Origin of the sequence: Mesorhizobium sp. LSHC420B00 (assembly GCF_000503055.1) — a bacterium.
Lineage (GTDB): Bacteria > Pseudomonadota > Alphaproteobacteria > Rhizobiales > Rhizobiaceae > Mesorhizobium.
This window is the reverse complement of sequence record NZ_AYVY01000021.1, coordinates 96,124-108,127: the sequence shown is the minus strand read 5'-3', so window position 1 is coordinate 108,127 and position 12,004 is coordinate 96,124. Positions and strand designations below refer to the sequence as shown.

Annotated in this window: 15 protein-coding genes; 9 read left to right on the top strand and 6 right to left on the bottom strand. The window is 63.6% G+C overall.

Annotated features, from left to right (window positions below; genetic code table 11):
* Nucleotides 1–95 precede the first annotated feature (95 nt).
* A complete protein-coding gene (locus tag X760_RS64375; protein WP_023721144.1) occupies nt 96–1,214 on the top strand; it encodes a GTP-binding protein in 1,119 nt (372 codons plus the stop codon).
* A 210-nt stretch (nt 1,215–1,424) separates the two neighbouring features.
* Here the strand turns inward: X760_RS64375 and X760_RS73820 are convergent, their stop codons facing one another.
* From X760_RS73820 to X760_RS64350, 5 genes are all read right to left on the bottom strand, one after another.
* The gene (locus tag X760_RS73820; protein ID WP_023721143.1) at nt 1,425–1,712 is read right to left on the bottom strand and encodes a sulfurtransferase TusA family protein; all 288 of its coding nucleotides are present in this window, start codon (nt 1,710–1,712) and stop codon (nt 1,425–1,427) included.
* Nucleotides 1,713–1,717: 5 nt separating this feature from the next.
* Nucleotides 1,718–3,043 carry a murein L,D-transpeptidase family protein gene (locus X760_RS64365; protein ID WP_023721142.1) on the bottom strand — a complete coding sequence of 442 codons (1,326 nt, stop codon included), beginning with the start codon at nt 3,041–3,043 and terminating at the stop codon, nt 1,718–1,720.
* 244 nt (nt 3,044–3,287) lie between these two features.
* Entirely contained in the window at nt 3,288–4,238 is a 951-nt protein-coding gene (locus X760_RS64360) for an acetyl-CoA carboxylase carboxyltransferase subunit alpha (protein WP_023721141.1), read from the bottom strand.
* 99 nt (nt 4,239–4,337) lie between these two features.
* The gene (locus X760_RS64355) at nt 4,338–5,255 is read right to left on the bottom strand and encodes a site-specific tyrosine recombinase XerD (RefSeq protein ID WP_023721140.1); all 918 of its coding nucleotides are present in this window, start codon (nt 5,253–5,255) and stop codon (nt 4,338–4,340) included.
* Nucleotides 5,252–5,401 carry a hypothetical protein gene (locus tag X760_RS64350; protein WP_023721139.1) on the bottom strand — a complete coding sequence of 50 codons (150 nt, stop codon included), beginning with the start codon at nt 5,399–5,401 and terminating at the stop codon, nt 5,252–5,254. The genes X760_RS64355 and X760_RS64350 overlap by 4 nt, the downstream gene beginning before the upstream one ends.
* 162 nt (nt 5,402–5,563) lie before the next feature.
* On the opposite strand from X760_RS64350, the gene X760_RS64345 reads away from it, so the two are divergent.
* From X760_RS64345 to X760_RS64320, 6 genes are all read left to right on the top strand, one after another.
* Nucleotides 5,564–6,166 carry a shikimate kinase gene (locus X760_RS64345; protein ID WP_023721137.1) on the top strand — a complete coding sequence of 201 codons (603 nt, stop codon included), beginning with the start codon at nt 5,564–5,566 and terminating at the stop codon, nt 6,164–6,166.
* Entirely contained in the window at nt 6,163–7,284 is a 1,122-nt protein-coding gene (aroB, locus tag X760_RS64340) for a 3-dehydroquinate synthase (RefSeq protein ID WP_023721136.1), read from the top strand. The genes X760_RS64345 and aroB overlap by 4 nt, the downstream gene beginning before the upstream one ends.
* On the top strand, nt 7,281–8,177 hold the full coding sequence (locus tag X760_RS64335; protein ID WP_023721135.1) for an HlyC/CorC family transporter: 897 nt from the start codon (nt 7,281–7,283) through the stop codon (nt 8,175–8,177). The genes aroB and X760_RS64335 overlap by 4 nt, the downstream gene beginning before the upstream one ends.
* A gap of 111 nt (nt 8,178–8,288) precedes the next feature.
* A complete protein-coding gene (locus X760_RS64330; RefSeq protein ID WP_348633243.1) occupies nt 8,289–9,035 on the top strand; it encodes an alpha/beta hydrolase in 747 nt (248 codons plus the stop codon).
* Nucleotides 9,036–9,190: 155 nt separating this feature from the next.
* On the top strand, nt 9,191–9,424 hold the full coding sequence (locus tag X760_RS64325) for a type II toxin-antitoxin system prevent-host-death family antitoxin (protein ID WP_023721134.1): 234 nt from the start codon (nt 9,191–9,193) through the stop codon (nt 9,422–9,424).
* Between the two features lie 2 nt (nt 9,425–9,426).
* Nucleotides 9,427–9,819: a type II toxin-antitoxin system VapC family toxin gene (locus X760_RS64320; protein ID WP_245278670.1), complete on the top strand. Its 393-nt coding sequence runs from the start codon at nt 9,427–9,429 to the stop codon at nt 9,817–9,819.
* 5 nt (nt 9,820–9,824) lie between these two features.
* Here the strand turns inward: X760_RS64320 and X760_RS64315 are convergent, their stop codons facing one another.
* The gene (locus tag X760_RS64315) at nt 9,825–10,127 is read right to left on the bottom strand and encodes a BolA family protein (protein ID WP_023721132.1); all 303 of its coding nucleotides are present in this window, start codon (nt 10,125–10,127) and stop codon (nt 9,825–9,827) included.
* Nucleotides 10,128–10,261: 134 nt separating this feature from the next.
* Between X760_RS64315 and X760_RS64310 the strand changes: the two genes are divergently transcribed.
* Nucleotides 10,262–10,891 carry a J domain-containing protein gene (locus X760_RS64310; protein WP_036238769.1) on the top strand — a complete coding sequence of 210 codons (630 nt, stop codon included), beginning with the start codon at nt 10,262–10,264 and terminating at the stop codon, nt 10,889–10,891.
* Between the two features lie 123 nt (nt 10,892–11,014).
* Entirely contained in the window at nt 11,015–12,001 is a 987-nt protein-coding gene (gene cobS, locus X760_RS64305) for a cobaltochelatase subunit CobS (RefSeq protein WP_023721131.1), read from the top strand.
* The last annotated feature ends 3 nt before the right edge of the window (nt 12,002–12,004 follow it).

Below are 12,004 nucleotides of genomic sequence, written 5' to 3'. Positions count from 1 at the left end.
GGACCGGGCGCCGCCGGCCGGCGCCGAGCCGGCCGTGGCCGGGTCCACCACCGCCGCGCAGGTCCAACGGCCGGCCAAGGCGCTGAACTAGCCGTATGGCCGGCTTCCCGATCCCCGTTTCGGTGCTCACCGGCTTTCTCGGCGCCGGCAAGACGACGCTGCTCAACCGGCTGCTCCGGGATCCCGCGCTCGCCGACACCGCCGTCATCATCAACGAGTTCGGCGAAGTGGCGATCGACCATCTTCTGGTCGAGCAGGCGTCCGACGGCATCATCCAGCTTTCCGATGGCTGCCTCTGTTGCACGGTGCGCGGCGAGCTGGTCGACACGCTGGCCGATCTCGTCGACCGGCTGCAGACCGGCCGCATCGACCGGCTTGCCCGCGTCGTCGTCGAGACCACCGGGCTCGCCGATCCCGCCCCTGTGCTGCAGTCGATCATGGCACACCCGGCCCTGGTCCAGGCCTTCCGGCTCGACGGCGTCATCACCCTGGTTGACGCCATCAACGGCAATGCGACGCTCGATGCCCATGTCGAGGCGGTGAAGCAGGTGGCCGTCGCCGATCGCATCGTGCTCAGCAAGGCCGACCTGGCTACGGATGCAGGCGACGCGGAGGCGTTGCGGGCGCGGCTCAGGCAGATCAACCCGGGCGCCGTGGTGCTCGACGCGAGCCAGGCAAGCGCGGCGACCCTGTTCGATTGCGGCCTCTACAATCCGGCCACCAAATCCGTCGATGTGCAGCGTTGGCTCGGCGAAGAAGCCGGCCACGACCATGATGTTGGCAGCCATGACCACAGCGGTCATGGTCATGCCGACCACGGTCACCATGACCATGGCCACAGGCACGATTCCCGCATCCGCGCGTATTCGCTGGTTCATGACGGGCCGGTGCCGTTTTCGGCAATCGAGATGTTCCTCGATCTGTTGCGCTCGGCGCATGGCGAGCGCCTGTTGCGGATGAAAGGCGTCATCGAGCTTGCAGAAGATCCGTCGCGGCCGCTGGTTATTCATGGCGTGCAGAAGATCCTGCATCCGCCGGTGCAACTGCCGGCCTGGCCGGACGGCCAGCGCGGCACCAGGCTGGTGCTGATCACGCTCGACATGCCGGAAGACTATGTCCGCCGGCTGTTCGCCGCCTTCACCAACCGGCCGTCGATCGACACGCCGGACCGCGCGGCACTGGAAAGCAACCCGCTGGCTATTGCCGGGCGGTAGAGGCTTTCATCAGTTTTAAGTCGAACGCCGCGCTGCCCCTCATCTGCCTGCCGGCATCTTCTCAAGAAGGACGCTCTCGTCGACGATTTCGCCAATCTCCAGCGCCGCAGAAAGAGCGCCAAAGTTGCGGCCAGCCCCTTCTCCCCGTCACTATACGGGGAGAAGATGCCGGCAGGCAGATGAGGGGCAGCGCACCGTCAGCAGAACGAGCTAAGTCCAGGCTCGGCCGCCGCCGCGCTCGACCAGGAAGCGGTGGCCGCCCGATATTGCCGCCGTTTCGATCAGCCGATGGCCGCTCTCGGCGCAGAAGGCGGGGATGTCGATGACGGCGAGGGGGTCGGTGGTTTCGAGCCAGAGGCGGCTACCCGGCTGCATTGCGGCCAAGCGCTTTTTGGCCTTGAGCGCGGGCAACGGGCAGTTCAGACCTTTGAGGTCGTAGACGGCGGCGGGGCTGGTTGAGGGCCTGTCTCCTTGGCCCCCATCTTCTTGTTCAAGCATGAAGCTCAGCCGCCAAACATGCCGAGCAGCTTTTTCTTCAACCTTGTCGCCGTGCTTTCGGCGTCCGCAGCCTGCGTTTCGACTGCCGGGGCGGCCTCCGATGGCGCTACAGTGGCGGTGGCGACAGGCATCTCGGCGGCGGTCTTGGCAGCTTCCTTTTCAGCCAGTGCCTGCGCCTTGGCCGCTTCCTTCTCGGCCAGCGCCTGCGCCTTGGCTGCCTCTTTGGCGGCCTTGGCCGCTTCAATGGCGGCTAGCCTTTGTTCCTCGGCCTTCTGCTTGGCGGCCTTTTCGGCGTCGAGTGCCGCCATCTTGCGGCCGGCCGGCGAATCGACGCGGCCCATGCGCGCCGTCTCGGTCACCGTGCCGTCTGGGTTGAGCGACGGCGGCTCGATCGGCACGCGTTCGCCGCGGGCCCGCCGTTTCGACCAGTCGGAAACGATGCTGGCTTCCTTGATCCCGGCGATGGTCGGCTTGGGTGCCGGCACGCTGGCCTTGACGGCGCCGTTGAAGGCCGCCTCATAGGTGCTTTGATAGGCGTTGATGGCGCTCTTCAGTGAATCGGGCTGGGTGGTCGCCGGGCAAGCGCCGGTCGGATTAAAGGTCGAGCCGTCGGCCGCAACCTGGTTGAAGACGTAGCGCTTCTCGCAGACGTCTACTTTCGGCGGCACCTTGGTGACTTCGAAATTGTCGTAGCCGACCCTCAGCATCTTCCAGAATTCGTAGTTCGGGTCGTTGCGGTAGCGCGCCATGTTGGCTGCAGTCATGCGGAACGGAAAAGCCTGGATCTGGAACTCGGTCTGGCCGCCCTGGAAGGCGTCACGACCGAAAGCGTAGATCTGCTCGATCTGCGCGTCGGTCATCGAATAGCAGCCCGACGACGAGCAGGCGCCATGGACCATCAGGTTGGAACCAGTGCGGCCATTGGCGCGGTCATAGGCGTTCGGGTAGCCGATGTTGAAGGACAGGTGATAATTCGACCGCGGGTTCATCTGCGCCGGGCGGACCGTGTAAAAGCCTTCCGGCGCTTGGCGGTCGCCTTCGGTGAACTTCGGCCCGAGCTTGCCCGACCATTTGCAGATGTCGTAGCTGGCGACCAGGTCGTAGCGGCCGTTGGTCTTGGCCTTCCAGATTTCGAGCTTGCCTTCTTCCTTGAAGATGCGGGCCATCAGCGAAGAGGTGCGGACCATGCCCTTGGCCCTCATCTCGGCCAGGATCTTGTCCGGCAGCGGCTTGTTGGCCTGCGGTGCAAAATCCTTCATCGAAGCATCATTGCAGCCGGCGACGCCGATCGCAGCGATCAGAACTCCGGTGCGGGCAAGCTTGGCAAACATGGATATGGCTATCGTCTTCATCTCTGCGCCGCGGATGCCGCGGCTGCTAAACTGACCACTGACGGACCTTAAGCCCGTTAACCTTGAAAATTCCTTACCGCAAGCGACCTTGCGCCAAGCAGCCCTCTTGCCCCAAACGAAATTGGCGCGTCCCCTACGGCAAGCTCACTGTGACGAACGCAGCGGCATTTTTGTGGCGAAATTGCTCCACGCCGTCACATTTCAGGCCGCGCACCTGCGTTGGCTACAGATTGCGGCCCATCGCCAGGTATTTCTCGCGGCGATGCTCGCGGAAGTCGGTGTTGGCGCCGGAAAATTCCTTCATCGTCCTGGCGATGAGGTCGCCGGTGGCGGCAATCACCGTTTCGGGGGCGCGATGGGCACCGCCGAGCGGTTCGGCGACGATGGCGTCGATGATCTTCAGCTCCAGCAGATCCTGCGCCGTGATCTTCATGTTGGTCGCAGCATCCCTGGACCGGGTGGTGTCGCGCCACAGGATCGAGGCGGCGCCCTCCGGCGATATCACCGAGTAGATGGCGTGTTCGAGCATGTAGACGCGGTTGGCGGTGGCGATCGCTATGGCGCCGCCGGAGCCGCCTTCGCCGATCACCACCGAGATCGACGGCACCTTCAGGCCAAGGCAGGCTGAGGTCGAGCGGGCGATGGCTTCCGCCTGGCCGCGCTCTTCGGCGTTGACGCCGGGATAGGCGCCGGCAGTGTCGACCAGCGTCAGCAGCGGGATTTGGAAGCGGTCGGCGAGTTCCATCAGCCGCACCGCCTTGCGGTAGCCCTCCGGCCGCACCGAGCCGAAATTATGCTTCAGCCGGCTTGCCGTGTCGGAACCTTTTTCCTGGCCGATGATCGCCACCGGCTCGCCACGGAAGCGGGCGAAGCCGCCGACGATCGCCTGGTCCTCGCCGAAATTGCGGTCGCCGGCGAGCGGCGTGAAATCGGTAAGCAGGCCCTTGATGTAGTCGATGCAATGCGGCCTGTCCGGATGGCGCGCCACCTGCACCTTCTGCCATGGCGTTAGCGCCTTATAGGCGTCGCGCAGCGCATCGCGTGAGCGCTTCTCGAGACGGGCGATCTCATCGCCGACGTCGACCGCCTCACCGTTCTCGGCAAGCTTCTTCAGCTCGAGGATCTTGCCTTCGAGATCCTGCACAGGCTTTTCGAAATCGAGGTAATTGTACATTCTTGGGCGAACCGGCAAGTCGGAAGGCAATGACTGACGCAAGCCCGAAAATGCAGGCTGGGCGCGGTGGAACGTCGTTCTCACATAGCGACATGACGCCTAGTCGGCAAGCGGATGATGATCGTTGACCAGACGCACCAGCCGCTCCTCCAGTACATGGGTGTAGATCTGCGTCGTTGAAATATCGGCATGGCCGAGCAGCTGCTGCACGGCCCTGAGATCGGCGCCGTTCTGCAGCAGATGGCTGGCGAAAGCATGGCGCAGCACATGCGGCGATATCTTCGCCGCGGCAATGCCGGCTCGCGCGGCAAGCCCTTTCAGCTCGCGGGCAAAGACCTGTCTCGAGAGATAGCCGTTTTCGGAGGCGGCCGGAAACAGGAACGGGCTGTCGGCAAGAGCCGGCACCGCCGCCCGTGCGGCAAGCCAGGTCCGCATCGCCGTGCGCGCCTTGGCCGACAGCGGCACCATGCGTTCCTTGTTGCCCTTGCCGCGCACCATGAAGAAGCGGTCGTCGCGCTGCGCCACCGTCACCGGCAGGCTGACCAACTCCGAAACCCGCAGGCCGGTGGCGTAGAGGACCTCGACCAGTGCGTGCAGGCGCAGCGCCGCCAGGCTGTCGTCGTCGTTGAGCGAGGGGTCGATCGCCTCCTGCGTGGCGCGGTCGAGCAGCCGGCCGGTATCGGCCTCGCTCATCGTCTTCGGCAGCGGCCGGCCTTTCTTCGGGCTGTCCAGCGTGCCGGTCGGATCGTCGCCGCGCAGGCCTTCGGCGTAGAGGAACTTGAAGAACTGACGGATTGCCGACAATTTGCGCGCCTGCGAGGTGGCGGCAAAGCCGCGCGCGGCGATGTCGTCGAGATAGGCACGGATGTCGGCGCTGGTGGCAGCGGCGAGCCCGCCGCCGATCCCGGCGGAAGCGTCCTCGAGGTCGCGGCGATAGGAGGAAAGCGTGTTTTCGGCAGCGCCGCGCTCGGCGCTCATCATCTCGAGGAAGGCTTCGATGCGGGCGGCGCTGTTCATTTTTTTGGATTGAGCTTTTCCGGAGGGATACGCACGCTCATTTCCGCCTTTCTCGGCTCGACGAACATGACCAGGGCGAACATCGCGCCGTAGACAATGCCGGCCAGAATCACGAGCGTCACGACAAAGCGAAACAGTGTCGGCATTAATTTTCGCCCGTCGTCTTGTTCTGCATTTCCAACCCTGTGCCCTTATGAGACGCCAATCCCACCAATTCAAGGGTGAAGCCGATAACAGGTCCCGGGCGCGCCACGCTTGACGCAAACAGGCTTTTGATGTCGATACGCCGGCAAAGAGGCCCTAGAAACATGAACGCGTTACCAGCAAACCCTCCGGGCGAGAGCCATGCCGCGCTGCTCGGCCGGCTGGGCGACCGTTCCATCGTCTTTGTCGGGCTGATGGGCGCCGGCAAGACGGCGATCGGCCGCAAGGTGGCGGCGATGCTGGCGCTACCCTTTATCGACAGCGACCAGGAGATCGAAAGTGTTTCGCGCATGAGCGTCCCGGACCTGTTCGAGCGCTATGGCGAGGCGGAGTTCCGGGCACTGGAGCAGCGCGTCATCCTGCGCGTGCTGGAGCACGGGCCCCAGGTGCTGTCGACCGGCGGCGGCGCGTTCATGAATGCGCAGACGCGCGAGGCGATCGCCAGCCATGGCGTTTCGGTCTGGCTGAAGGCCGAGATCGACCTGTTGATGGAGCGCGTTTCCAAGAAGCAGAACCGGCCGCTGCTGAAAAGCGCCGATCCCCGGGCCGTGCTGGAACGGCTGATGGCGGAACGCTACCCGGTTTACGCCGCGGCCGATGTCATCGTGCCGACCCGCGACGACCGCAAGGAGATCATTGCGGCCGAAGTGGTGGACGCGCTGCGCGGCCATCTCGGCGTTGCCGACATTGACGAGGTGCGGTCGTGAGCGCTGATGCAACGGTCTCTGTCGAAGTCGGGCTTGGCGACCGTACCTACGACATTTTGATCGGCCCCGGCCTGCTGTCACGCGCCGGCGCCGAAATTGCGCACCGTCTGCCGGGCACGCGGGCGGCGGTCGTCACCGACGAAAACGTCGCGGCCGCGCATCTCGCAACGCTTGCGGCCGGCCTGGCAAGCGGTGGCATCCAACATGCCGTCATCACGCTGCCGCCCGGCGAAAAGACCAAGAGCTTTGCGCATCTGGAAGAGGTGGTCGACGGCGTGCTGGCCGCCAAGCTGGAGCGTGGCGACGTCGTCATCGCGCTCGGCGGCGGCGTCATCGGCGATCTCGCCGGCCTTGCCGCCGGCATCGCGCGGCGCGGCATGAACTTCGTGCAGATTCCGACCTCGCTGCTGGCGCAGGTCGATTCCTCCGTCGGCGGCAAGACCGGCATCAACAGCAAGCGCGGCAAGAACCTGGTCGGCGTGTTCCACCAGCCGAAGCTGGTGCTTGCCGACATCGAAGTGCTCGACACGCTGCCGATCCGCGAGTTTCGCGCCGGCTATGCCGAACTGGCCAAATACGGGCTGATCGACCGGCCGGAGTTCTTCGCCTGGCTGGAGGAAAACTGGTCTCGCGTGTTTGCCGGCGGGCCGGAGCGGGCAAAAGCGATTGCCGAGGCCTGTCGCGCCAAGGCCGACGTCGTTGCACGCGACGAATTCGAGACCGGCGACCGTGCGCTGCTCAATCTCGGCCACACCTTCGGTCACGCGCTCGAGGCGGCGACCGGCTATGACGGCACGCGGCTGGTGCATGGCGAGGGCGTTGCCATCGGCATGGCGCTGGCGCACCGTTTTTCTTCAAGGCTCAATTTGGCGAGCCCCGACGATGCGGCGCGCGTCGAGGCGCACCTTCGCGCCGTCGGCCTGCCGTGGCGCATGGCCGACATTCCAGGCGAATTGCCTGACGCCGAAAAGCTGTTCTCCTTCATCACCCAGGACAAAAAGGTGTCGCGCGGCGCGCTGACCTTCATCCTGACGCGCGGCATCGGCCAGGCCTTCATCGCCAGGGATGTGCCGGCCTCGGAAGTGCTGGCGTTCCTCGGGGAGAACCATCCGGGATGAGCCAGGCCGGCTGGATCGCGGCTGCCGCGCTTGCCGGCCTCGGCCTGCTGGGCTTCGTCTTGCGTCGGCACCTGTTCGCCGCCTTCGGCTACGAGCTGCAGCGTATCGAGCCGCAGCGCTCGACGCATGAGGAATTGCGTGGCGCCGTCGACGATTTCCGCCGCGACGGCCAGGTGGTGCGCGAGGATCGTGCCCGCATTGGCGGCCTGTTCGACCTTGAGGAGCTCGAAGTGTCGGACGTGATGGTCCACCGCACCAATATGCGCTCGGTCAACGCCGACGACCCGCCGGAAGCGGTGGTGCGCGAGATCCTGCAGAGCCCGCATACCCGCATGCCGCTGTGGAAGGGCTCGCTCGACAACATCGTCGGCGTGCTGCACGCGAAGGACCTGCTGCGCGCGCTGAACGAGGTCGGCAATGATTTCTCCAGGATCGACGTGATGAAGATCGCGTCGCGGCCGTGGTTCGTGCCCGACACCACGACGCTGCAGGAGCAGCTCAACGCCTTCCTGCGCCGCAAGGCGCATTTCGCCATCGTCGTCGACGAATATGGCGAGGTCGAGGGACTGGTGACGCTGGAGGACATCATCGAGGAGATCGTCGGCGAGATCGCCGACGAGCACGACATCGACATCCAGGGCGTCAAGCAGGAAGCCGACGGCTCCGTCGTCGTCGACGGCACGGTGTCGATCCGCGACCTCAACCGGGCGCTCGACTGGAACCTGCCGGACGAGGAAGCCACCACCATTGCCGGCCTTGTCATCCACGAGGCGCAGTCGATTCCGGACGAAAAGCAGGCCTTTACGTTTCACGGCAAGCGCTTCGTCGTCATGAAACGCGACAAGAATCGGATCGCGCGGCTGAGGATCAAGCCGGCGATGCTTGGCGAATGACAGTGCACGCCTTATGGCAGCCGTGGGCAGTCAGGAGTCTATGACAATCGATCGGCGAACCCTGCTTCTGGTGTCGATGGCGGCGCTGCTGCCGGGTCAGGCTGCAGCGGCATTGCAGCTGCGTCCGCCATCATCCGAAACCTTCGACTATGGGCCGGCCAAGCTCGACATTTATTCCCGCGATGGCGCAAGCGGCCTGCCGGTCGTCTTTTTCGTCCATGGCGGCGCCTGGCGGGTCGGCAACCGCAACAACGTCAACTCCAAGCCGCAATTCCTNAATTCCTGCTCGACAATGGCTTCTGCTTCGTCTCGATCGACTACCGGATGCTGCCTGAAGCCGACGTCGCCACCCAGGCCGCCGATGTCGAACTGGCGTATCGCTACGTCCGCGCCAACATCGCCAGCCATGGCGGCGATCCGGACCGGATCGTCGCGATGGGCCATTCGGCCGGCTGCCATCTCGTCGCGCTGACCGGCCTGCGCGGCGGCCTGCCCGGCGTCGCGGCGCTGGTCCTCGACGATACCAGGGCCTACGATCTGGAGGCGTTGGCCAGGAGCGGCGGCATGGCAGGGGTCTATGCCCGCGCCTTTCCCGATCCGGCGCAGTGGCGGGCGCTGTCGCCGGTCACCTATGTCGACGGCCGCAAGCATCCGCCGACGTTCATCGCCTATTCGCGGGCGAAAACCCGCGCGGCGGACGCGCAGGCCTTTGCCGGGCGTCTGGGCGCCACCGGAACCAGGGTCACGCTGTTCGATGGCAGCGCCTATTCGCACATGTCGATCAATCGCGACTTCGGCACCGAAGGCGATGCGTTGACCGCCGCGGTGATGGCTTTCCTGAGGGCGAGCCTCGGCTGAGTTACCAGTTTGGATGGCGGCAGGCAGGTGAGGGGCGCGCAGACGCGGGAACGAGGGCCGGCTAAAGCCGAAGCGATTTTTGTGACTATGGTCATTGGCCGTGGTCACATCTGACCCTATATGGTGAACGGCAATTTTGTTCATTGAGGTGGCGCATGACCGCGCAGGTGTCGAAATCGAAGTTCAAGGCAAAGGCTCTCGAGTATTTTCGTCAGGTTGAAACGACTGGCGAGCCAATCATTGTGACCGATCACGGCCAGCCCACATTAGAGATACGACGCTATGAATCGGTTGCGCGCGACCCTTTGGAGGTGCTGCGTGGGTCTGTCCTGCGTTACGACCGCCCGACGGATCCGGTGGCCGAAGATGATTGGGAAGCCAGCAATTGATCGTGTTGGACACGCATGTTCTCGTCCGCTGGGTCGGCGGTGAGACCGATCTGCTTTCAGAACCAGCACTTCGCGCAATCGAGCGGGAGAGGTTAGGCGGCGAGATTTTGATCTCCTCGATATCAGCATGGGAAATCGCCATGCTGGTTTCCAGGGGGCGTCTCCTGCTATCGATGGATGTGGGTGAATGGCTGGCGACGGTCAGCAAGCTTGAAAAATTGAGCTTCATTTCCGTCGACAATGAGATCGCCGTGACTAGTACCGAACTTCCGGGAGAGTTTCACAAGGATCCGGCTGATCGGATCATTGTTGCGACCAGTCGAAAATTTGCGGCACCTTTGGTGACCGCGGATCACAAGCTGCGAGACTATCGATATGTAAAGACAATCTGGTAGGGCAACTACCAGCGGGTCTTTTCGCCGGGCGCCGCCGGCTCGATCGCCAGGGCATGGACGCCGGATTTCAATTCCTCGGCCAGCAATGCGTTGACGGCGCGGTGGCGTTCGACGCGGCTCATGCCGGCAAAGGCGGGCGCGACGATGCGGACGCGGAAATGCGTCTCGCCGGTGCCGTCGAAGGTGGCGTGATGGCCGGAATCCAGATGATGATGGCCGGCATGGAGATGGCTTTCGTTGATGACGGCCAGCCGTTCCGGCGAAAACGCCTTTTTCAGCTTGTCTTCCATCGTTGCCTGTATGGACATCGCCGCTTCCCTTTCACCACATCTATGTCATCGCACAAAATTCGCCGTTCGCCGGTTTTATGCCGCGATTCAGCGGTTAGGGCGATCATCGCGAAAATGTCAATTCTTGTTTCGCATCAGCGAACAGCCCATAAATGGGTGAGATGAAGCCGTACCCAAAATATTTCGAAAAGATTCGCATCCGCCCGGAGAAGGACGCGGAGCTGAAGTCGCGCTCGCCGATCTGCCAGTGGGATGGCTGCAAGGAGGCCGGCACCCACCGCGCCCCGGTCGGACGCATGAAGGAAGGCGAGTACTTCCAGTTCTGCTTCGATCATGTGCGCGAGTACAATAAGGGCTTCAATTATTTCTCGGGCGTTCCCGACACCGAGATTGCCCGCTTCCAGAAGGAGGCCATGACCGGCCACCGGCCGACCTGGAAAATGGGCGTCAACGGTGCTTCGACACGCTCCTCGCCCGACTTCGCCCAGGCGCGCTCCGGTCGCGCCGGCTACTACAACCGCATGCGCGATCCGTTCGATCTGTTCAAAGGCCCGAAGGACCCGCGCGAAGCACGCGAGCGCAAGGCCAAGCCGCTTGAGGCCAAGGCACTGGAAACGCTTGGCCTTGATACAAAGGCGACTGGCAAGGATATCAAGGCGCGCTATAAGGAACTTGTGAAACGCCACCATCCGGATGCGAATGGCGGCGACAGAGGTTCGGAAGACCGGTTCCGCGATGTGCTCCAGGCCTATCGCGTGCTCAAGCAGGCAGGTTTGTGCTGAGCGACCTTACGGTTCGTGTCGCTTTCCAACTTTCATAAGGTTGGAAAAGGCTCTAAGACCGCCCCCGAACAAAATCGATTGCCAGCGAAACGCGGCGTTTCGCTTGTGGAGACGTTGATAGAGATGAACAAGGTCGATCGCGACATCGCCAACCTGCCCGACACCACGGTGTCGGTGAAGGAGACATTCGGCTTCGACTCCAAGATGGTGGTGCCGGCCTATTCGGTGACGAGCGAGCATGTGCCCGACATCGACCCGGACTATCTGTTCGACAAGAACACGACCATGGCGATCCTCGCCGGCTTTGCCTACAACCGCCGGGTCATGGTGTCGGGCTATCACGGCACCGGCAAATCGACGCATATCGAGCAGGTCGCCGCCCGCCTCAACTGGCCCTGCGTGCGCGTTAATCTCGACAGCCATGTCAGCCGTATCGACCTCGTCGGCAAGGACGCCATCGTCGTCAAGGACGGGCTGCAGATCACCGAATTCCGCGACGGCATCCTGCCCTGGGCCTATCAGCACAATGTTGCGCTGTGCTTCGACGAATACGATGCCGGGCGTCCGGACGTGATGTTCGTCATCCAGCGCGTGCTGGAATCGTCGGGCCGGCTGACGCTGCTCGACCAGAGCCGGGTCATCCGCCCGCATCCGGCCTTCCGGCTGTTTTCGACCGCCAACACGGTTGGGCTGGGCGACACCACCGGACTCTATCACGGCACCCAGCAGATCAACCAGGCGCAGATGGACCGCTGGTCGATCGTCACCACGCTGAACTATTTGCCGCACGACAATGAGGTGAACATCGTGCTGGCCAAGGCCAAGCACTATCGCGACGGCAAGGGCAAGGAGATCGTCAACAAGATGGTGCGCGTCGCCGACATGACGCGCTCGGCCTTCATCAACGGCGATTTGTCGACGGTGATGAGCCCGCGCACGGTCATCACCTGGGCCGAGAATGCCGAGATCTTCGGCAATATCGGCATGGCGTTCCGGCTGACCTTCCTCAACAAATGCGACGAGCTGGAACGCTCGCTGGTCGCCGAGTTCTACCAGCGCGCCTTCGGCGAAGATCTGCCGGAATCGGCTGCCAATGTGGTGCTGGGCTAAGCA

Coding starts and splice junctions, on each gene's coding strand:
- X760_RS73820 (WP_023721143.1), bottom strand. CDS start 1,712: ATGCTTGAACAAGAAGATGGGGGCCAAGGAGACAGGCCCTCAACCAGC.
- X760_RS64310 (WP_036238769.1), top strand. CDS start 10,262: ATGGGTGAGATGAAGCCGTACCCAAAATATTTCGAAAAGATTCGCATC.
- X760_RS64355 (WP_023721140.1), bottom strand. CDS start 5,255: ATGAACAGCGCCGCCCGCATCGAAGCCTTCCTCGAGATGATGAGCGCC.
- cobS (WP_023721131.1), top strand. CDS start 11,015: ATGAACAAGGTCGATCGCGACATCGCCAACCTGCCCGACACCACGGTG.
- X760_RS64325 (WP_023721134.1), top strand. CDS start 9,191: ATGACCGCGCAGGTGTCGAAATCGAAGTTCAAGGCAAAGGCTCTCGAG.
- X760_RS64345 (WP_023721137.1), top strand. CDS start 5,564: ATGAACGCGTTACCAGCAAACCCTCCGGGCGAGAGCCATGCCGCGCTG.
- X760_RS64365 (WP_023721142.1), bottom strand. CDS start 3,043: ATGTTTGCCAAGCTTGCCCGCACCGGAGTTCTGATCGCTGCGATCGGC.
- X760_RS64375 (WP_023721144.1), top strand. CDS start 96: ATGGCCGGCTTCCCGATCCCCGTTTCGGTGCTCACCGGCTTTCTCGGC.
- X760_RS64315 (WP_023721132.1), bottom strand. CDS start 10,127: ATGTCCATACAGGCAACGATGGAAGACAAGCTGAAAAAGGCGTTTTCG.
- X760_RS64335 (WP_023721135.1), top strand. CDS start 7,281: ATGAGCCAGGCCGGCTGGATCGCGGCTGCCGCGCTTGCCGGCCTCGGC.
- X760_RS64360 (WP_023721141.1), bottom strand. CDS start 4,238: ATGTACAATTACCTCGATTTCGAAAAGCCTGTGCAGGATCTCGAAGGC.
- X760_RS64350 (WP_023721139.1), bottom strand. CDS start 5,401: ATGCCGACACTGTTTCGCTTTGTCGTGACGCTCGTGATTCTGGCCGGC.